Raw genomic sequence first — 17773 nt, forward strand, 5'->3', positions numbered from 1 at the left:
GCGGAATGAATCGCCTCGGGTCTCTCCGACCACAGCTCTACCCACCCGAAACGCGATGTCGGACCTATGTTCGTCACCCTCGTGAAGAATGTCCCACTGCACTTGTCAACTCTACTGTGCACAGGATGAGTTGGCATGACCGCAAGGCGGAGTTCACTCCGCCGCCCGGCAGGCGGTTCGTCTCGACCAGGATTTCCGGCGACCGTCCCGATCCTTTTCTCTGGAATGTGAGGTGCGCAGGGCGACTCCTGGTCACCGCGAAGGACGGCGACTCGGCGCTGGACGCCGCCGACTTCACTGTTGAGTGATCCACACGCGCATGCGAGGGTGGGCATGTGGCCGGTTGGTGTCGCGTGGGCGCTCGTTTCCGAGGCTGAAGGAAGGCAGGCGGTGATGTCGGTGGGCGAGTCGTGGCGGATGTCGGTCGCCGGTGAGGAGTTCGAGGTCAGTCAGCGGGAGGGCAGGCCGGGGAGCTACGACTTCACCTGGCTGACCGGGCCCGACCCCCAGTACGGGTTCGGGTTCAGCACCCACCCTGCCGTGCAGTGCAGCAGCGCCGATCTGGAGGAGGCCATCCGGGAGTTCCTCTCGCAGGTCGACCCCGGCACCGGACACATCGAGTGATGATCACGATGGATGGAGTGCGCCCAGCGCCCGCTGCGTGACCTGTCACCAGCCTCGGCGATTTCCCCCACTCCGCGCAGGGGTGGGGCGGCTGCCGTCGCCTGCGGGGCCCGGACGGTGCGTGGGCTCCGGTCCTAGATACGCAGGAGCGCGGTCACGGCGACCGCGGCCATCAGGGCTACGGGGAGCGGGGCCCGGCGCCAGAGGAGCAGTGGGACGACCGCGAGTCCGGCGATCACGGTGAGGTCGAAGGTGCTCCAGCGGGGGCCCATCACGTCCACGACGATGAAGCCGGCGAGCAGGGCGGGGGCGGTGAGGGCGATCACCGACTGTGCTCGGGGGGGCAGGGTGCGCCCGCCGAAGAGGGCCGGGCCGAGGGCTTTGAAGGTGAAGCTGAGGAGGGCGACGGCGCCGATGGCGAGCCAGAGAGTCATGGGGAGACCTCTTCGTCGAAGTGGACGGGGTTGACGGCCTTTTCAGGCTTTTGGGCCTGCCCGGCCCTTTCTGCCGCTTCGGCCCGGCCCGTTCCTTCGGTCTCTTCGGACCGGGCGAGCGGCGGGGCGGGTGCTCCGAAGAGGGCGACGAGGGCCGCGAGCGCCGCGCCCACCAGGGCGGGCCCGGCGGGCAGGACGACGATGAGGCCGGCCGCGAGTACGGCGCCGAGCAGGGCCGGCAGTCGGTTGATCCGTTCCCGGCGGACTTCGTCGAAGAGGAGCGCGACGAAGAGCGCCGGCGTGAGGACGTCCAGTCCGAGCCGGTGGGACATCGGGGTCGGGGGGAGACCACGACGCCCAGGGCGGTGCCCGCCACCCAGGCGGGCCACTGGATCGCGGTGGCGCCGAAAAGCAGGTACCGGTCGAACCGTCCGCCGCCGAGATGGGCGGCGGCCCAGGATCCGTCGACCACGGTCTGGCCTTCGAGCGCGCGGCGGAACCGGCTGCCGCGCAGGTCCCGGGCGACGGCGATGCCCATGGGGATGAAACGGCTGTTGATCAGTGCCGCGGACGTCACGGCGCCGGCGAGGCCGCCGCCGGAGCCCCGGGTCGCCAGCAGGGCGAACTGGGCGGACCCCGAGAACACGGTCGTCGAGCCCGGCTTGCCGGGCGCTGACGGCAAGGCTGTGCGCTGATATTGGTGACCTTCTTCGCTGACACAGCGACTCCTGTCGTCCGTACTCGTTGTCAGGACAGCGGCCAGGCACGTGGGACGAGAGAGTGCCTGGCGGACCACAGGAGAGCAGGCGCGCATGAACCCCAGTGCTCACATCGAGGCCGTCTACGCACAGGTCTGCCGACGCAACGCCGGTGAGACCGAGTTTCACCAAGCGGTGGGAGAGGTGCTGCACACGCTGGCGCCGGCATTGCAGGCGCATCCGGAGTACGTCGACGCGTTGATCCCCGAGCGGCTGTGTGAGCCCGAGCGGCAGCTGATCTTCCGGGTGCCGTGGGTGGACGACGCGGGGCGGGTCCAGGTCAACCGCGGCTTCCGGGTGGAGTTCAGCAGCGCCCTCGGCCCCTACAAGGGCGGTCTGCGCTTCCACCCGAGCGTGAACCTCGGCATCGTGAAGTTCCTGGGTTTCGAGCAGATTTTCAAGAACGCGCTGACCGGACTGGCCATCGGCGGCGGCAAGGGCGGTTCGGACTTCGACCCCAAGGGCCGCAGCGACCACGAGGTCATGCGTTTCTGCCAGGCGTTCATGACCGAGTTGTACCGACACCTGGGCGAGCACACCGACGTCCCCGCCGGTGACATCGGAGTGGGCGGACGTGAGATCGGTTACCTCTTCGGCCAGTACAAGCGGATCACCAACCGCTTCGAGGCGGGAGTCCTGACCGGCAAGGGCGTCTCCTGGGGCGGCTCGCAGGCCCGGACCGAGGCCACCGGCTATGGTGCGGTGTACTTCGCGCAGGAGATGCTGGCCACGCGCGGGCACAGTCTGGACGGCCGCAAGGCCGTGGTCTCCGGCTCGGGGAACGTGGCGGTCTACGCGATCGAAAAGGTGCACGCCCTGGGCGGCTCCGTGGTGGCCTGTTCGGACTCCTCCGGCTATCTGTTCGACGCGGACGGCATCGATCTGGAGCTGCTGAAGACGGTCAAGGAGCAACGGCGCGCACGCCTGTCGGCCTACGCCGAGGCCAAACCGGCGGCTCGTTTCTCCGATCGGGGTTCGGTCTTCGAGGTGCCCTGCGACCTTGCGCTGCCGTGTGCCACCCAGAACGAGCTGGGCGGACAGGAAGCGGGGGTGCTGGTGAAGAACGGCGTTCTGGCCGTCGCCGAGGGCGCCAACATGCCGTGCACCCCGGAGGCGATCGAGATCTTCCGTGAGGCGGGCGTCCTGTTCGGCCCCGGCAAGGCCGCCAACGCGGGCGGAGTGGCCACCTCGGCGCTGGAGATGCAGCAGAACGCCTCCCGCGACGTGTGGACCTTCGAGCAGACCGAGACCCGTCTGGCGGCTGTCATGCGGGGTGTCCATGCCCAGTGCAGGACCACCGCCGAGCTCTACGGAGGTACCCCCGACGACTACGTCCTGGGCGCCAACATCGCGGGCTTCCTGCGGGTGGCGGAGGCGATGACGGCCCAGGGCGTCGTCTAGCGCGGGCCGTTGTGCGACAGGCCGCGAACGGCGGGTGCGGGAGCCGTGCGCTGAACGGCGCGTACGCCGCGGGCCCCCGCGCGCGTGCTTCCGGCAGCGAAGGCGTGCGGCCGCCGTCCCGTCCCGCGGGGACGGCGGGCAGTCCTGCTCGGCGACCGACCGCGACAGAGGGTGCCCGCCGGGCGCCCTCTTCGACCAACGCGGTGCACTCCGTCGGAGTAGGACCGTGAGGCAGTCCGGAACCGCCCGCGCCCAGGACGACAGCCACACGTCCTTCCTCGCCGACGAGTCGCAGCCTTCGCCGACGGCATCCGCATCTCGTCGAAGTGAACCTGCTGAGCACCCCTCAACACAGCGGAGGAATCGGCCCGTTGCCCTGGGGTCAAACCGTGACGGTATCCACTACGGCCGCTCGTTACGGCTGGCTACTCTGTGCGAAGGTCGGCGACGCAGACAACCGACTCGCTGGTGGACCTGTTCATCCAGCTCGTACTGAGGCCCGCCGTTAAGGAAAGCGGTCTCGAGGCAGGCGGGGTAACGCATGGGAAGCGCACGCAGGTTCTTCATACCAGCCGCCGTAGCAGCGCTACTCAGCGTCTCGGGGTGTTCGCAGGACGAGCCGGCCGCCGAGGCCTCCCCATCCGAGCTCGCTCAGTACACGGCAGCTCCCGGCCCGGCCACTCCGGCGCAGAGCCCGACAACGGCCGCGTCCGCGGAGTGCGTGAAGACCAGTGGCATGAGCGTCGGGCAGCTGACCGACTATCTGAAGACCCTGCGCAGCGGCAGCGGCGAATACCGGTCCAGGGGTTTGACCTTGGACTCCTCCGGCCTGAACTTCACCCCCGAAGCGATCCAGAGGCCGTGTGCGGCAGTCACGGTGAAACTCGCCCGCTTTTGGGTCGAGGTGGAGAAGGCGAGGGAGGCGACTGCCGTCACCCCGGCCCGCTACGAGTACCGGTACACGCCGATCAGCGTCACCTCCCACAAGGTCGGCCCGCAGGACGGCAGGGTCCCCGATACCGCGCCGCCGGGGAGCAGCGACTGCCAGGGCACGGTTTCGGTGGTCTACCTCGGCGAAGACATTCCGCTGCGCTCGTTGCCGTACAACTTGGAGCTGATCGACGCGACAGCGCCCGTTCCGGTCGAGGTGCACGGCGACGGGGTGCTGTCCGCGATCTACGTCTCCCCAGTCGGCGTGGAGTCCTGCTGACCGCCGACTCGGGTGGGACATCGTGGCGTTGGCATCGAGTCCTCCGGTGCTGCGGCCTTTGCGCACGCGATGAAACACCTTCACGGAGTCTTCGGACCCAACGTCTCGATCACGTCCGCTCCCGTGCCTGGAAACAATCCTGCTCACGACCACGACATGGCAGCCGATGTCCTTTGGCGTGCGACGGACAGTTCTCGGCGGCTGCGGAGCGTGGCCCACCGCAGTCCAGGCAGCAGCGGCTATCTCATGGAGTACGTGGGCTTCCGCCTGCTCATCGACCCCGGCTACGCCACGCTGCCACGCCTGCTCGACAAGAGCACCGTGGACGCCATTGACGCGGTGCTGATCAGTCACGGGCGCCCCGACCACTGCGCTGACCTCAACCCTCTCCTGCGTGCGCGGGGCCTGAGTGACACGCCACCGCCGGCATTCGACTCACCCACCCGGAAGCCGTGCTCGCCTGCACCGGCGACACGGGTCCAGGCCCTGACATCCTGCACCTCGCTCGAGGCGCTGACCTGCTGTTGTCGGAAGCCACGTACCTCCGTGAGGTACCGACCGCCGACGCACCGTATTTGCTGACCGCACGCATGGCCGGCCAGTACGCCCATGAGGCAGGCGTTGCCTGCCTCATGCTCGCCCACCTGTGGCCGGGGACGGATCCGAAAGCCGCACACGAGACAGCCAGGGAAGCCTTCCGGTACCCCGTCTTCGTCGCTGCCCCTGGGGTCGTCACCGACCTCGCCCGTGGAGCGCGGGTCGGCTTCCGGCCGCCGACCGGGGCCCCGGAGGACACGCGGGATGCCCACCGGTCATCCATGAGGACGGAGACACAGGAAGACGACCAGAGCGATGGCATCGGCCGCCGGCCCCAGCAGCGCGAGGCGGGCGGCGCGGGCGAGACGACGGACGCCAGGGGCGAAGTACAGCGGAGTCACCACGGCTGCGATGAGTCCCACTTGCACCACGGTCGCCTTGGCCAACGGGACTACGGACGTCAAGGGCTGCATCCAGGCGAGGGAGAGAACAGCCAGGAGGAGGACGGGGCCACATGTGATCAGTGCCGCCCAGCCCCAGAAGAACAGGGCCAGGAAACGACACGCGGGCCAGTCGGCCAGGTCGCGAGGCTTGACGTTGCGGGTCACGTTCATGGAGCCACCCTGCAGCCGGTAACCGGGCAGTGACATGAGTGCGACTACTCAGCGGAGCATCGCCGAATACTCAGCGTGGAGCGTTGCGCACGGCGCTGACGTCTCACTGAAGAAGCGCCCCGTTCGGCGGCGCGGCCCAGCGGCGAGCACGGGAGCCCAGTCGGGGGCGAGGTTGAAGACGCTCTTCCGCAGACCGCTGGGGTAGGCCTCGTGCTCGACGAGCTTCGGCTCCTGGTGCCGTCCGGGCGCACCCCATCAGCCCCTGAACAGGAGTGCGCATGCCCGAGCCGGACCTTGGGGTGCACCCCGTCGCCCCACACGTACACATCGTCACTGCCGGCGCTCGGTCGCCACTGATGCCCGCGGCGTCCCGCTCGGCCTTCTCGCGTCAGGAGCGAACCGTCACGACTCACCCCGGCTCGGACCGACTGCCCATGAAGCCATGGGGCGGGATGGGCGGCGCGGCCGGAACCGGAGGTCAGGGGCCTGCTCGCCGCGTCGCACTGGCTCCGCCGCCGCGCCGGCCCTCTGCCGGGTCGCCGATGGTGCGGCACCCCCAGCTACTTCAGGGGGTGTGTGAGTCTTAGGCTGGAGATACTCGGGGGTGAGCTGCGGAGGTGTGCCATGCCCCGATGTGTATGGTCCGGCACCGACTCGTTCGACCTGCTCACGGTGGCGATCAACGTGATCGGCGGGAGTGAGGACCACAGCACCCGTTTCCACCAATACCACCTGGAGCTGTTCCGGTGGAAGGGGCTGTGGTCGTGAATGGTGGGGTCAGGGGACTTCCCCGGCTGCTGACGGCAGCGGAGACGGCGGCGCCTGTGGAGGCCGTCGACGTGATCGCGGAGGACCTGCGGCGGCGTTTCCAGGCGATGACGGTCTCCTTCCTCATCGTGGACCTGACGGGCAAGGCGGTGGCGCGGCTTTCCAGCTGCCCTGCGGACGGTGAGCGGAAACCGGAGCGCATTCCCTTGTTCGGCAGCGTCTACGAGGAGGTGATCCGTACCCAGCTGCTGTATCAGGAGGCGACGAGTCAGGGGCAGCGGGTGATCGTTCCGGTCACCAACCGGGGAGATGCGATCGGGCTGCTGGAACTGCTTCTGCCGACCGGGCCCGGCGAGGATGTTCTTGACGAGGTCAGAGAAGCCGCCCACGTTCTGGCCTACGTCGTGATCGCCAACGGGCGCTTCACCGACCTCTACACCTGGGGCAAGCGTTCCAGGCCTCCCACACTGGCAGCAGAAATCCAGTACCAACTGCTGCCCCCGGCACTGTCGTGCGAGGCCGCACAGTTCACTCTGTGCGGGAGTCTGGAGCCCTCCGAAGGCCTCAGCGGCGACACGTTCGACTACATCTTGGATCGCGACACCCTCCATGTCTCGGTGACCGACCCGATGGGCCACGACATCGATGCCGCCCTGGCCGCCACGGTCCTGGTGAGCGCGTTGCGCGGCGCCCGCCGCGCAGGAGCCGACCTGGCCGAGCAGGCCCACCGGGCGGACCAGGCGCTGGTGGGCCACGGCAACGGGCACGCCACCGGGCAACTGCTGCGCATCGACCTCCACACCGGGCAGGCCCAGCTCGTCAACGCCGGCCACCCCTGGCCCTTGCGCATGCGTGAGGGGGTGGTGGAGGTAATTGCCTGCGAGGTGGACCATCCCTTCGGGCTGTCCGAGTTCGCGACTCGCCCCTACCGCGTTCAGGACCTCGATCTGCGCCATGGTGACCGTCTGCTCATGTTCACCGACGGCATGGTCGAACGTCACGGGGAGCAGGTCGACCTGCCTGCCCTGCTGGAACGCACCCGGCAACTGCATCCGCGGGAGACCGCGTTGATGCTGACGTCCGCAGTCCGGGACGCTGCAGGCGGTCTGCTCGAAGACGATGCCACCGTGATGTGCCTGGACTGGCACGGTCCCCAGGAGACGCAGCGGCACGTCAGCTCCGGCGCGGACACGCGGCAGGCTTCAGCCGGCCGCCCGAAACACCAGCCGTGACGGGCGGAGCCGGGATCGAGATCGCTGACTCCCGACGCATCAAGTCGCAATCGTGACTGCGGCCGGGTGGGTTTTGTCGACCGCAGGGTGCGAGCTGAACCCGTCCACGGCGACCCGAACGGCGGCAAGCCCCCGCACTGGACGATGAACAAGACCGTGAGGCCCAGCACCGGTCCGCGGTGTGCCCGCGGACCGCGCAGGCGGACATGCAGCGCGCCGCCCGCACCTCGTGCGACGAAGTTGAGTGACCGGCGACCGCTCCGGCCCCGGCGGTGGGCCAGGGCTGTAGCCAGGGCAGCACGGAGAGCCCGTCAGCTGTGGATCGCTTCGAGGGCCTGCTTGTCGAGGTCGGTGCGGCCGTCGGAGTCGTCGTCCGGGTCGTCGCCGTGTTCGAGCCGTAGGGCGATGCAGACGATCTCGTCGTTGTCCTCCAGGCGCCGTTGAGCGCTGGGAACGGGCAGGTGACGCCGTGGGCGGGCAATGCCTGCCTCTTCGGTATCCGCAACTACATCGGCTTTCGTCCCTTGGCCGAAGGCCGCGGCTTTCCGAGTGACGCATCCGAGGATCTGCGGACTGAATACGCCGCCTACGACGAGTCTCCTGACGTCCACGGCACAACGTGGATCTCCTGGGCCGAGTTGACCGCCACCGACTGGCAGGAAACAGACAGCTCAGGCACGCGGAACCGAGAATCGGTCGCCGGAGATGAAACCGGCTGGGGACCGGTCTGGAGCGTGATGAGGACGCTCAGCGAACTCCACGGAGCTGAACATGTACGACTCGTCGTCTGGTTCCAATGACCCGGATTCCGCGCCAGTGCACCGCTTGCCCGAGGGAGGGGGGTCGCTTTGACGGCTCAGCACCACCGTCAACGTCGTCTTCAGCGACCGCGACGACCGCGTGCCCGGCGCCAGGCGGCCGGCCGGCTCGTCGCGTGGACGCGATCGCTCTGGCCGGGTGCTCCGTACAGCGGCGAGCACCACGTTGTCGGTGATCTGTCGGGGGTGTCGGCGTCGTATCGGTCCGGTGTCGGCGGGGACTGAGACCTTTCGAGAAGTCCGGCCGGGTGACCGTCCGGCAGCGACTTCGGAAAAGGGATGTCTCATGCGTGATGTAGTGATCGTGGGCGCGGGTCCGGTCGGTCTCTTCCTGGCCTGCGAACTCGGCCTCGCGGGCTGCTCGGTGCTGGTGCTGGAGAGGGAGTCGGAGCCGGAGTCACCATGGCGGATGGAACCGCTCGGCACGCGCGGCCTGTTCGGCTTCTCGGTCGGTGCGTTCTACCGTCGCGGTCTGCTGGACGCGCTGGTGGCAGCGTCCTTCGTCGACGGACGCGACGTCCACACCAAATCTGACGTATCGTCACCACCGCGTGCGGTGGGTCACTTCGCCGGGATGCTGCTCGATCCGGGCAAGGTCGACATGGCCGCCCTGCCCTTCCGGCTGCCCAGCCCGGCCCCTGACTTCACGATGATCAGCCTTCAGGCGGTCGAGTCGCTGTTGTCCGAGCGAGCGGTCAAACTGGGCGTCGACATCCGGCGCGGCGCCCCTGTGGACGCCATCACGCAGGACGAGGACCACGTGGTCGTGTCCGCGGGTGAGGTCGGTTTCGAAGCGCGCTGGGCCGTCGGCTGCGACGGGGGGCGGAGCGCGGTGCGACGTCTCGCCGGCTTCGATTTCGCCGGCACGGAGCCGGAGTTCACCGGATACACGGTGCTCGGCACGCTCGCCGATCCGGGCAAGCTGCGTCCCGGGATCAATCTGACGCCGACGGGCATGTACGTCCGGATGGCCGTCGAGGGGCACATCGCCATGATGGACTTCGACGGCGGCGCGTTCGACCGCTCGCGGCGGCCGACCCGTGACCATCTCCAGGCGGTGCTGCGCCGTGTGTCGGGCACCGACGTCACCCTGAGCGACGTCCGGCTCGCCTCCACCTTCACCGACCGGGCAAAGCAGGCGACGACCTACCGGCAGGGCCGCGTCCTCCTCGCGGGCGACGCGGCTCACATCCACTCGCCGCTCGGCGGGCAGGGCCTGAACACCGGCATCGGCGATGCCGTGAACCTGGGCTGGAAACTCGCGGCGACCGTGCGGGGGCACGCGCCGCAGGGACTCCTCGACACCTACACCCAGGAGCGACACCCGATCGGCGCCCAGGTGCTCGACTGGTCGCGCGCCCAGGTGTCGATCATGAGGCCGGACAAGCACGCGCAGGCGATCCAGGGCGTGGTCCGCGAGCTGCTCGGCACCCAGGACGGGACGACGTATGTCTTCGAGAGGATGTCGGGGTCGTCGATCCGCTACGACCTCGGCAGTGCGCATCCGCTGGTGGGCCGTGATGCCCCCAACTTCCGCCTCGGTGACGGAACGTGTCTTGGCGAGATGATGCGGGACGGGCTGGGCGTCGTCCTCGACTTCAGTGCCGACCGCCGTCTGGGCGGCCCGGCGGCAGCCTGGCGGGGCCGACTGCGTCACGTGACCGGGACGCCGGCGGACGACCTCGGAGTGGGTGCCGTACTGGTCCGCCCGGACGGCGCCGTCGCGTGGGCCGACGACCACGACTTCGCCGCCGACGAGTTCGAACGAGCGGCCTCCCGGTGGTTCGGCCGCCCGCAAGTCTGAGCAGCCCACGTGCGCTTCGTCGCATAGACCCCAGCAGTGCTCCGCAGGAGCCCGGGACGATCTCAGAAAACCCCGACCGGTTTTGGTACGCCCCGGACACGGCCAGGCAGTGGCGAGTCCCGTGGGGAGTAGGCTGCAATCACCGAGGGCAATGCGTGCGCCGGTGGCCGTGCCGGCGCCGTTCTCGGTGAACGACAATGCCAGGCGGCCGGTGAGACCGCGCCTGGAGGCAGGTTCACGTCATGGAACCGACTGCCGATCATTCCCCGACCACCGCGATGCGCCCCTCCCCACCACCGCAGGTCCGGCTTTCTCTGGCGCCGTACGAAACCGCCCCGGGTGGACTCGACGGCGCCTGGTGGCCGTACTCCCACAATCTCGTCGGTGAACTGCCCCTTCTGGTGAAAGCGATGGACGGGACAGGCAGCTTCACCAGGGTCACTCTGGGGATCGAGCTGTGGCCTGACGTCCCGCACCGGGTCGCCGTGGGCAAGAACTTCGTGACCGTGGGATGGTTCGTCTCCGGTCACGAGCAGAACGAGATCTTGCTCTGCTCCTATCGTGAGGGGTTTCGCACCTTGCTCGTCATTCCTCCCGCGACGGAGGCCGACACTGCCGCCTGGCTGATGAACACGCCCGATCCGGTCGACGGCAGCAACACCGCCACCGAACTGCTGGAGATCGCGAGGACAGGGTTCACAGCGCCGGAGGTGCGCGCCGGCTGAGCCCGTTCAGCCGGCCTCGGTTCGTCCTGATGCACCTGGCGGCCTGCTCAGGCGTTCCGGAGGCACCCCCGGCCACGGCGGCCAGCGCTCCGAGGGGGACGCCGGCGGCCGTCCGGGAAGCGGACGACGCCGAGCAGCGCTGAGCCGAGCCCGCGGTACGGCCTCCATCAGGCGCAGTCCCGCCGCGACGGCCTCTTGGGGCTGTCGTTGCCCGGCGTCTGGGGTGGTGCAAGCCCTACCGCGGTGTGTCGCGGCCGCCGACGGCGTCCCCCAGCGCGGCTGCCGCCGCCGTGAGGTCGGCGTGGATCACCTGCTCGTGCGGCAGCAGATCGTGCTCTCTGCCGACGACCGACACGGCGGCCCGGATGCGCCCGTCGGGGTCGCGCACGGGCACCGCGTACTCGGTGACGCCGTGCTCGAACTCCCCGTGTGCCGCGACGACGCCTCGCGAACGGTCGCGGTCGTTGGCCGCGGTCAGCTCCTCGACGGTGTGGGCCGCGTTCGGACCGCCGACGCCGATCAGCTCGTAGGTGTCGAGCAGGACGGCCATCTCCTCGGCGGTGTGGTCGAGGAGGAGCGCGCGTCCGGCGCCGGTGCACCAGCACGGCGTGACGAGGCTCGCCCGTCCCTGCCACTCGTGGGCGAAGCCCGCCGCGGACTCGGCGCGCAGCAGCCGGACCTGGACGCCTTCGCGTACGGAAAGGCGTGCGCCGGCGCCGTGCGCCACGGCCAGTCGGCGCAGGAGCGGGCGGCTGCGACGGAGCAGGCCGGGGTGCAAGGAAGCGGCCGTGGAGAAGAATGCGCTACCGGCGCGCAGCGTCGAGTCGTCGAGGCGTTCGAGGAAACCCTTGTCGCACAGGTCCTGAGTGGTGCGTGACGCCTTGCTGCGCTCGATGCCCACCTCGCCGGTGAGCCTGCTGACGTTGAAGCCGGTCCGGCCGGAAGCCTCACGGTCCAGCACGGTGTTGACCACCCGCAGGGCCATCCGCAGCGAGGAGGCCGTTCCCATGCCCGTCTGTGCGGGGGAGGGGCCGTTCGTCGTCACCACCGCACTATATGCGAGCCGGTGATCACCGGCTCGGGGCGGTGGCCGGGGTGGCCGGCCCCGCGCCGGTGCGGGGCCGCCGCGAGGGTCCGCTTCCTGTGCACAGGACGAACGGATCCGCGCTGCACGTGGTGGCCATCACCGATCTTCGGGCCGGGCCGGGCCTGGACAGCGCCGACGCCGTCACCGTGTCCCGTACACCGGGCATCTGGGCTGTCTGCTCCCAGATGCCCTGTACGCGTTCCAGGGACGCCGCCTCGACGCTGACGAGTACGTCGAACTGGCCGCTGAGGACGTCACAGGAGACCACCTCCGGGACCCGCGCCATGGCGGCGAGGACCTCCGCTCCGCGCATGCGGTCCTCCTGGTGGACCAGGACGTGCGGGGCCACCGCCGTGCGGTCGGCCCTGCACGAGGGACGGACGATGGTGTAGCCGCCGATGTGCCCCTGCCGTTGCAGTCGCTCCACGCGCTGGCGCACGGCGTTGCGGGACAGCCGTACGCGCTGTCCCAGCTCGGCGTGGGAGATCCGGGCGTTGCGGGTGAGCTCGGTGATGATCTGCTCGCCGATGGCGTCCATGGCGCTGTGCGTCTCCTGACGTGCGAAGGCTCCGGTGGCATGGTGGCCACCGGAGCCGCTGTGCCGGTTCCGACCCCGGTCAGCTCGTGTGGTGCAGGGCGAACACGCGGGCGGGGAAGCCCGAACCGCCGTGCGGCTTGGGCCAGGTGGCGATGATCAGCGCTCCCGCCTCCGGCACCCGGTCGAGGTGGGCCATCAGCTCGATCTGCCAGCGGTCCCGCCGCAGCACGTAGTCCTCCAGAGCGAAGTCGCCCGCGGAGGTGGCCATTCCGGGATCGGTGTCGGTCTGCTCGTGCCCGATCGCGGTGACGCCGGCCTCCTCGAAGAGGTAGCGCAGCACCTCGGCCGACCAGCCCGGGCAGTGACTGACGCCAGCCTCGTCCTTGTTGGCCATGGCCGCGGGGTCCGGCCAGCGGCTGCTCCAGCCGGTGCGCAGGGCCACGAACGCCCCTTTCGGCACCCGGCCGTGGCGCGCCTCCCAGGCCGCCACGTCCTGCAGGTCCGGCACCGCGTCCGGGTCCGCGGCGACGCGCTCGGCGATGTCGAGGACGACGAGCGGCAGGATCATCTCGTCCACGGGTATCTCGTCCAGGGTCCGCGCGCCGGCGACGAAGTGCACGGGCGGGTCGACGTGGGTGCCCCACTGCCCGACGATCGTATAGAGGTGCACGTTGAAGCCGTCGCCGCGGGACATGTCGAAGGGCATCTCGCGCTTCTCGTCGGGGAAGGCGGGGAAGTGCGGCTGCCCGGGGTGGAAGGCGTGGGTGAGGTCGGTGCGGACCGTCCGGCCGATCAGTTCCCGGTGCAGGGCCCACAGCGGCGGTTCGGCGGTGGCCGGGGCGGCGGCCGTGACGGCCGTGTTCGGTGTCATGCGTGCTCATCCTCTTTCTCGGCGCCGGTCTCGGCGTTGTTCAACAGCGCCACCCACCCGACGAGTTCGGCCGGGCGGGCGACGGAGGCGACGGCGTGAGCCGACTCCGCGTGGCTGCCGTAGCCCCATCGCACGTGGACGGCGGGGATTCCTTCGGCGGCTGCGCTTTCGATGTCGTAGGCGCGGTCGCCGGCCATGAGCGGTCGGCGTACGTCGGCGCCGCGCGCCCGCAGGCGGGCGACGCACTCCCTGATCACCTGGCGCTTCGTCGTACGGCCCGTCTCGTCGCAGGCGCCGCAGACGGTCAGCAGCCGGGAGCCGAGACCGAAGCGGCGGGCCATCAGCTCGGCCTGGTCCTGCATCTTGGAGGTCGCGATGCCCATGGGCAGTGGGCGCGCGGCCAGGGCGTCGAGCAGTTCGGGGACGCCGTCGTACAAGGTGGCGGCCGATGCGCCGCTGCGCGCGTACTCGGCGCGGTAGACGGCGAGTGCGGCACGTGCGCCGGCTCGTCGAGTCCGTCGCACGTGGCGGAACGTGTCGCACATCGGCGGGCCGACCCGGCCGCGCAGGGTGGCCGCGTCGGGGACCGGGGCGCCGACGGCCCGCCGGGCGGCGGCGCTGGCGGTCACGCCGGGGGCGGAGTCCACGAGGGTGCCGTCGAGGTCGAGCAGGACGCAGGTGGGCGGCTTCACGCAGCCGCCCGGGTGGCACGGATGCGGCCGTGCCGCAGCCAGTGGTGCAGGTAGCAGCCCGCGACGAACGGGATGCCGAAGACGGTGAGACCGGAACCGAGGAAGAGGCCGGAGCCGATGACGCCGCCCATCGCGATCATGACGAGATGGCGGGAGTGCATGGTGCGGCGCGGGCCCTCGCCGGGCGGGTGGTGAGCGGGGTCGGCGGCGGTCGGAGCGTTTTCCGGTGCTGGTGAGACGGACATGGCGGTCTCCTTGGCGGAGAGGAGCGGGGGAGCGGTGGGCGGGGGGTGGGGGTGATCGGCACGGCATGGCTGAGGGTGGGGCCGCTTTCGGGCTGTGGGGTGCGCGTCGGGGTGGTCGCGCACGGGTGGGGGCGGGCGCCCGGGCCGGGCGAGGGGCTCGCTGGGGGCAGGGCCGCAGGTCAGGCGCGGGAGACGAGGTCCAGTGGGGCGGAGAGTTCGATCACCGGGATCTCCCAGGGGTGGGCGTCGGTGAGGCGGGCGAGGACGCGTGAGAGGGCGTCGTCGTCGGCGGTTGCGTCGACGTACGTGGTGACGGCGAGGGTCGAGGAGAGGAACCGTCCGCCGATCGTGCCGAGGGAAGGGCGGGCGCCGGGTCGGACGGTGAAGCCCTCCGCGCCGAAGGCCACCTCGAAGACGTCGCCGTAGACGCCGAAGTCGCCGAGTTCGGGGGAGGTTTCGAGAATTCGCAGCAGGCAGGCGAATGACTCGTCGGCGCGCAGCGCGTGGAGGTCACCCGTCGCGCAGGCGGTCAGGGTTTCCGTCGCGACCGGCCAGAACACCTTGATCGTGCGGACTCTCCTGCGTCGGACGGACGCCAGGGCTGCCTCCCGGTTCTCTCCGGGGGCTTCCGGCGTGATCGTGGTCGTGGCCATGCGCGGTTCATCCTTCGGCTTCGACGGCGGCTGATGCCAAGATGCTAGGCGTGCATTAAATGCACGGCAAGATGCATATTCTGCACGCTCTGTGGTCTGGGGAGAGACCGGAGGTACAGTGCGGACCGACAGTGACGGGGGCGGCACCCCCGGTGGATGCAGGCGTCGGCACGGCGGAGGAGCACGTGGACTCGAGCGTGACGAAGGGCCTGGACGCCTTGTCGGCCCTGGCCGACGGCCCCGGCGACGGCCGGCCCGGGGGCGCTGCCGAGTCCGTCTCGGAGTTGGCCCGCAGACTGGGCCGCGACCGCAGCCAGCTGTCCCGGATGCTGACCGCCATGGCCGCGGAGGAGTTCGTCACCCGCGACGACGTCTCGGGCGGTGTCGTCCTGAACTGGCGGCTCTACGCTGCTGCGCGCGACCTCACGGCCCACCGGTTGCGCACCGACGGGCTCACCGCCCTGGAGGGCATGGCGGCCGAGATCGGCGAGAGCTGCTACCTCGGCGTCCTGGTCGGCGACACCACCGTCACCATCGCCGAACGGGTGCCTCACGGCAGCCGGCAGCTCGGCTCGTGGATCGGCCGTCCCTACCCGGCCTACTGCAGCGACTGCGGCCAGGCCCTGCTGAGCGACGCCGACGACGACGAGGTGGCCGCTGTCTTCGCGCGCACGGAGTTCCTGCGTCACGGCCCCAACACACCGTCCGGCCTGGAGGACTTCCTGCGCCGTCTCGAGGCCACCCGGAAGCGCGGCTATTCGATCGTCGACGAGGAGGCCGAGCCCGGCCTGTACTCCTTGGCCGTGCCGGTCCGCGACTTCACCGACGAGGTCGTGGCCGCCGTCCAGGTCGTCGGACCACGACGGCGCCTGCAACCCAGGACGACGGAGTGCGCGGCCGTCGCCCTGCGCTGGGCCGCTCACCTGGAGACGGCGTTGCGCGGGGCCTGAACGCCCCTCGTGCCGAGTCCAAGCGCCGCCCCTGGAGCGCCGCCCTACCGGCAGGGGCCCGACGACTCCCCGCTTCGGGCGGCTCCCGCCCGGCCTCTGCTCGAGTTTCGGCCGGTGCGCTCCAGCTCGAGTCCGCACAAGAACGCTTGAAGGCCGTGCTGACGCCCGGGAATCCGCATCCCCGTCGGACGATCACGTGAGGGCATCGTTCGAGGCCGCCGTGGGCTCAGCTCAGCCCCATGCCGCTCGGAGGTGCGGACAGCGGAAAGCGCGTGGTCAACCAGATCGCCGGGCGCTTGGACGAAGGTTGGCGCCGGGGGACTGCCGCATCCCGCTGCAGCGGACCGACTCCCTCTGCCTTCGCCGACGGCCAAGGCGTCGCGCACTACCGGAGCGAGCCGAGCACCTCTACGACGTCGCCGGCACGGGTGTCCGGGTTGACGAAGGCCAGGCGCAGAACCGTCGCGCCGTTCCACTGGGTGGGCACACACAGCATGGCCCCCGACTGGGCGGTACGGGCGGACCATGACGCGTACTCCCGCGGACCCCAGCCAGGGCGTTCGAAGAGGACGACGGACAGTTCGGGCTCGATGGTCAGGCGCAGCCAGTCACTGGTGCGTACGACGTCGGCCACCCGTCGGCTGGTGGTCAGTGTCTGTTCCACGGCGCGGGAGTACCGCTCGGTTCCGTGTACGGCCAAGCTGAACCAGAACGGCAGACCGCGGGCGCGGCGGCTGAGATGGAGGGCCAGGTCAGCGGGATTGTGGGCGTCGCGGTCGATGGCGTCGAGATAGCTCGCCGACTGACTGTGCGCGGCGCGGGCCGCTGCGGGGTCCCGGTAGAGCAGCGCGCAGCAGTCGTAGGGGGCGAAGAGCCATTTGTGGGGATCGACGATGAAGCTGTCGGCGCGTTCGATGCCGGAGTACAGGTGCCGCACACTGGGCGCCGCCAGGCCCGCTCCGCCGTAGGCGCCGTCGACGTGCAGCCACACCTGGTGACGTTCGCACGCGTCGGCGATGTCATCGAGGTCGTCGACGAGACCGGCATTGGTGGTCCCGGCGCTCGCCACCACGGCGAACACCCCGGGCGTGGAGTTCAGGACGGCGTCCACGGCGCTCCCGGTGAGGTGTCCGTGCCGGTCCACGGGTGCGGTGACGACTGCGACGTCCATCGCTTGTGCCGCGGACCTGATCGAGGAGTGGGCACTGTCGGCGCACACGATTTTCCAGCCGTCCTTCGGCCGGGGTCGGGAGGCGGCGGCAGCGGCGCGGGCCGTGATGAGCGCCGACAGGTTGCCCATGGTGCCGCCGCTGACGAAGCATCCTGCCGCCGTGCCGGGCCATCCGAGCAACCGGCTGAGCCAGGCCAACGCCTCGTTCTCGGCGTGGATGGCGCCGGCCCCCGCCTCCCAGGTACCGGCGAAGATGTTCGCCGCGCCGGCGACCGCGTCGAAGGCGAGCGCGGCACGGGTGGGAGCCGCAGCGATGTACGCGAGGTTCATCGATCCGTTCTGCGCGCGGGTGGCAGGCGCCAGGACGCGGTCGAACAGCTTGAGGGCCGCGGCTCCGCCGATTCCCCAGGGGGTGACGGCAGTGCCGGCCGTGAGGGCGAGGTCGGCGGCGGGTCGGGCGCCGGCCACAGGATCGGGAGCCTGCATGATGCGCCGCCGCGCGTAGTCGACGGCGGCCGCCACGATCTCGTCCTCGTCTGCCCACACCCGGCGGTCCACGCTGTCCGCCCTGTTCGCAGAGGTGTTGTCGCATTGCGCTTTTTGCATGGCGGAAACCTAGAAACGTGCAGCGGAATGCGCAA

At 70.2% G+C, this 17773-nt stretch carries 21 protein-coding genes and 1 pseudogene; 10 read left to right on the forward strand and 12 right to left on the reverse strand.

All coding sequences use genetic code 11. From position 1 onward, the window contains the following. Nucleotides 1-125: 125 nt before the first annotated feature. On the forward strand, nucleotides 126-308 hold the full coding sequence (locus ACZ7DE_RS31735) for a hypothetical protein (RefSeq protein WP_470767227.1): 183 nt from the start codon (nucleotides 126-128) through the stop codon (nucleotides 306-308). Nucleotides 309-393: 85 nt separating this feature from the next. Beyond that, entirely contained in the window at nucleotides 394-624 is a 231-nt protein-coding gene (locus ACZ7DE_RS31740; protein ID WP_470767229.1) for a hypothetical protein, read from the forward strand. A gap of 134 nt (nucleotides 625-758) precedes the next feature. Here ACZ7DE_RS31740 and ACZ7DE_RS31745 read toward each other — a convergent pair whose 3' ends face one another. The 3 genes and pseudogenes from ACZ7DE_RS31745 to ACZ7DE_RS31755 form a co-directional block, all read right to left on the reverse strand. After that, on the reverse strand, nucleotides 759-1058 hold the full coding sequence (locus ACZ7DE_RS31745) for an AzlD domain-containing protein (RefSeq protein WP_470767231.1): 300 nt from the start codon (nucleotides 1056-1058) through the stop codon (nucleotides 759-761). Then, nucleotides 1055-1390 (reverse strand): hypothetical protein, encoded by a 336-nt coding sequence (locus ACZ7DE_RS31750; RefSeq protein ID WP_470767233.1) that lies wholly within the window; start codon nucleotides 1388-1390, stop codon nucleotides 1055-1057. Before ACZ7DE_RS31750 ends, ACZ7DE_RS31745 begins: the two co-directional genes overlap by 4 nt. Before the next feature lie 26 nt (nucleotides 1391-1416). Continuing rightward, nucleotides 1417-1872 (reverse strand): annotated as a pseudogene (locus tag ACZ7DE_RS31755) (AzlC family ABC transporter permease); the annotation flags it as partial. Between ACZ7DE_RS31755 and gdhA the strand changes: the two are divergent. The 3 genes from gdhA to ACZ7DE_RS31770 all read left to right on the forward strand — a co-directional run bounded on the left by gdhA (nucleotide 1871) and on the right by ACZ7DE_RS31770 (nucleotide 5009). Beyond that, complete coding sequence (gene gdhA / locus ACZ7DE_RS31760; RefSeq protein ID WP_470767235.1) at nucleotides 1871-3217, forward strand: NADP-specific glutamate dehydrogenase; 1347 nt, start codon at nucleotides 1871-1873, stop codon at nucleotides 3215-3217. The pseudogene ACZ7DE_RS31755 and the gene gdhA sit on opposite strands and share 2 nt — an antisense overlap. Before the next feature lie 736 nt (nucleotides 3218-3953). Next, a complete protein-coding gene (locus ACZ7DE_RS31765; RefSeq protein WP_470767237.1) occupies nucleotides 3954-4427 on the forward strand; it encodes a hypothetical protein in 474 nt (157 codons plus the stop codon). A 246-nt stretch (nucleotides 4428-4673) separates the two neighbouring features. Continuing rightward, nucleotides 4674-5009, forward strand: coding sequence for an MBL fold metallo-hydrolase (locus ACZ7DE_RS31770; RefSeq protein ID WP_470767576.1), 336 nt, complete (start codon nucleotides 4674-4676; stop codon nucleotides 5007-5009). A 230-nt stretch (nucleotides 5010-5239) separates the two neighbouring features. On the opposite strand, the gene ACZ7DE_RS31775 is transcribed toward ACZ7DE_RS31770, so the two are convergent. Further along, nucleotides 5240-5578 (reverse strand): hypothetical protein, encoded by a 339-nt coding sequence (locus tag ACZ7DE_RS31775; RefSeq protein WP_470767239.1) that lies wholly within the window; start codon nucleotides 5576-5578, stop codon nucleotides 5240-5242. Nucleotides 5579-6202: 624 nt separating this feature from the next. On the opposite strand from ACZ7DE_RS31775, the gene ACZ7DE_RS31780 reads away from it, so the two are divergent. Both ACZ7DE_RS31780 and ACZ7DE_RS31785 read left to right on the forward strand, forming a co-directional pair. After that, nucleotides 6203-6346, forward strand: a complete 144-nt coding sequence (locus ACZ7DE_RS31780; RefSeq protein ID WP_470767240.1) for a hypothetical protein — start codon at nucleotides 6203-6205, stop codon at nucleotides 6344-6346. Between the two features lie 56 nt (nucleotides 6347-6402). Then, nucleotides 6403-7578: a PP2C family protein-serine/threonine phosphatase gene (locus tag ACZ7DE_RS31785; RefSeq protein ID WP_470767242.1), complete on the forward strand. Its 1176-nt coding sequence runs from the start codon at nucleotides 6403-6405 to the stop codon at nucleotides 7576-7578. A gap of 311 nt (nucleotides 7579-7889) precedes the next feature. On the opposite strand, the gene ACZ7DE_RS31790 is transcribed toward ACZ7DE_RS31785, so the two are convergent. After that, complete coding sequence (locus ACZ7DE_RS31790) at nucleotides 7890-8189, reverse strand: hypothetical protein (protein WP_470767245.1); 300 nt, start codon at nucleotides 8187-8189, stop codon at nucleotides 7890-7892. Nucleotides 8190-8682: 493 nt separating this feature from the next. On the opposite strand from ACZ7DE_RS31790, the gene ACZ7DE_RS31795 reads away from it, so the two are divergent. Further along, a complete protein-coding gene (locus ACZ7DE_RS31795) occupies nucleotides 8683-10200 on the forward strand; it encodes an FAD-dependent monooxygenase (RefSeq protein WP_470767247.1) in 1518 nt (505 codons plus the stop codon). A gap of 242 nt (nucleotides 10201-10442) precedes the next feature. Further along, nucleotides 10443-10925, forward strand: a complete 483-nt coding sequence (locus tag ACZ7DE_RS31800; RefSeq protein WP_470767249.1) for a DUF5994 family protein — start codon at nucleotides 10443-10445, stop codon at nucleotides 10923-10925. A gap of 235 nt (nucleotides 10926-11160) precedes the next feature. Here ACZ7DE_RS31800 and ACZ7DE_RS31805 read toward each other — a convergent pair whose 3' ends face one another. From ACZ7DE_RS31805 to ACZ7DE_RS31830, 6 genes are all read right to left on the reverse strand, one after another. Continuing rightward, nucleotides 11161-11970 carry an IclR family transcriptional regulator domain-containing protein gene (locus tag ACZ7DE_RS31805; RefSeq protein WP_470767253.1) on the reverse strand — a complete coding sequence of 270 codons (810 nt, stop codon included), beginning with the start codon at nucleotides 11968-11970 and terminating at the stop codon, nucleotides 11161-11163. A gap of 25 nt (nucleotides 11971-11995) precedes the next feature. Then, on the reverse strand, nucleotides 11996-12550 hold the full coding sequence (locus ACZ7DE_RS31810) for an Lrp/AsnC family transcriptional regulator (RefSeq protein WP_470767256.1): 555 nt from the start codon (nucleotides 12548-12550) through the stop codon (nucleotides 11996-11998). Nucleotides 12551-12629: 79 nt separating this feature from the next. After that, a complete protein-coding gene (locus ACZ7DE_RS31815; protein ID WP_470767258.1) occupies nucleotides 12630-13421 on the reverse strand; it encodes a cyclase family protein in 792 nt (263 codons plus the stop codon). After that, a complete protein-coding gene (locus ACZ7DE_RS31820) occupies nucleotides 13418-14113 on the reverse strand; it encodes an HAD hydrolase-like protein (RefSeq protein WP_470767261.1) in 696 nt (231 codons plus the stop codon). The genes ACZ7DE_RS31815 and ACZ7DE_RS31820 overlap by 4 nt, the downstream gene beginning before the upstream one ends. Further along, nucleotides 14110-14358 carry a hypothetical protein gene (locus tag ACZ7DE_RS31825; protein ID WP_470767264.1) on the reverse strand — a complete coding sequence of 83 codons (249 nt, stop codon included), beginning with the start codon at nucleotides 14356-14358 and terminating at the stop codon, nucleotides 14110-14112. The genes ACZ7DE_RS31820 and ACZ7DE_RS31825 overlap by 4 nt, the downstream gene beginning before the upstream one ends. Nucleotides 14359-14537: 179 nt before the next feature. Then, nucleotides 14538-15011, reverse strand: a complete 474-nt coding sequence (locus ACZ7DE_RS31830; protein WP_470767266.1) for a hypothetical protein — start codon at nucleotides 15009-15011, stop codon at nucleotides 14538-14540. A 185-nt stretch (nucleotides 15012-15196) separates the two neighbouring features. Between ACZ7DE_RS31830 and ACZ7DE_RS31835 the strand changes: the two genes are divergently transcribed. Then, nucleotides 15197-15961, forward strand: a complete 765-nt coding sequence (locus ACZ7DE_RS31835) for an IclR family transcriptional regulator (protein ID WP_470767268.1) — start codon at nucleotides 15197-15199, stop codon at nucleotides 15959-15961. A 385-nt stretch (nucleotides 15962-16346) separates the two neighbouring features. On the opposite strand, the gene ACZ7DE_RS31840 is transcribed toward ACZ7DE_RS31835, so the two are convergent. Further along, the gene (locus ACZ7DE_RS31840; protein ID WP_470767270.1) at nucleotides 16347-17738 is read right to left on the reverse strand and encodes a pyridoxal phosphate-dependent decarboxylase family protein; all 1392 of its coding nucleotides are present in this window, start codon (nucleotides 17736-17738) and stop codon (nucleotides 16347-16349) included. Between the last annotated feature and the right edge of the window lie 35 nt (nucleotides 17739-17773).

The sequence above is a fragment of the Streptomyces sp. NPDC037083 genome, assembly GCF_055606485.1.

Coding starts and splice junctions, on each gene's coding strand:
- ACZ7DE_RS31735 (WP_470767227.1), top strand. CDS start 126: ATGAGTTGGCATGACCGCAAGGCGGAGTTCACTCCGCCGCCCGGCAGG.
- ACZ7DE_RS31740 (WP_470767229.1), top strand. CDS start 394: ATGTCGGTGGGCGAGTCGTGGCGGATGTCGGTCGCCGGTGAGGAGTTC.
- ACZ7DE_RS31745 (WP_470767231.1), bottom strand. CDS start 1,058: ATGACTCTCTGGCTCGCCATCGGCGCCGTCGCCCTCCTCAGCTTCACC.
- ACZ7DE_RS31750 (WP_470767233.1), bottom strand. CDS start 1,390: ATGTCCCACCGGCTCGGACTGGACGTCCTCACGCCGGCGCTCTTCGTC.
- gdhA (WP_470767235.1), top strand. CDS start 1,871: ATGAACCCCAGTGCTCACATCGAGGCCGTCTACGCACAGGTCTGCCGA.
- ACZ7DE_RS31765 (WP_470767237.1), top strand. CDS start 3,954: ATGAGCGTCGGGCAGCTGACCGACTATCTGAAGACCCTGCGCAGCGGC.
- ACZ7DE_RS31770 (WP_470767576.1), top strand. CDS start 4,674: ATGGAGTACGTGGGCTTCCGCCTGCTCATCGACCCCGGCTACGCCACG.
- ACZ7DE_RS31775 (WP_470767239.1), bottom strand. CDS start 5,578: ATGAACGTGACCCGCAACGTCAAGCCTCGCGACCTGGCCGACTGGCCC.
- ACZ7DE_RS31780 (WP_470767240.1), top strand. CDS start 6,203: ATGCCCCGATGTGTATGGTCCGGCACCGACTCGTTCGACCTGCTCACG.
- ACZ7DE_RS31795 (WP_470767247.1), top strand. CDS start 8,683: ATGCGTGATGTAGTGATCGTGGGCGCGGGTCCGGTCGGTCTCTTCCTG.
- ACZ7DE_RS31800 (WP_470767249.1), top strand. CDS start 10,443: ATGGAACCGACTGCCGATCATTCCCCGACCACCGCGATGCGCCCCTCC.
- ACZ7DE_RS31810 (WP_470767256.1), bottom strand. CDS start 12,550: ATGGACGCCATCGGCGAGCAGATCATCACCGAGCTCACCCGCAACGCC.
- ACZ7DE_RS31815 (WP_470767258.1), bottom strand. CDS start 13,421: ATGACACCGAACACGGCCGTCACGGCCGCCGCCCCGGCCACCGCCGAA.
- ACZ7DE_RS31825 (WP_470767264.1), bottom strand. CDS start 14,358: ATGTCCGTCTCACCAGCACCGGAAAACGCTCCGACCGCCGCCGACCCC.
- ACZ7DE_RS31830 (WP_470767266.1), bottom strand. CDS start 15,011: ATGGCCACGACCACGATCACGCCGGAAGCCCCCGGAGAGAACCGGGAG.
- ACZ7DE_RS31840 (WP_470767270.1), bottom strand. CDS start 17,738: ATGCAAAAAGCGCAATGCGACAACACCTCTGCGAACAGGGCGGACAGC.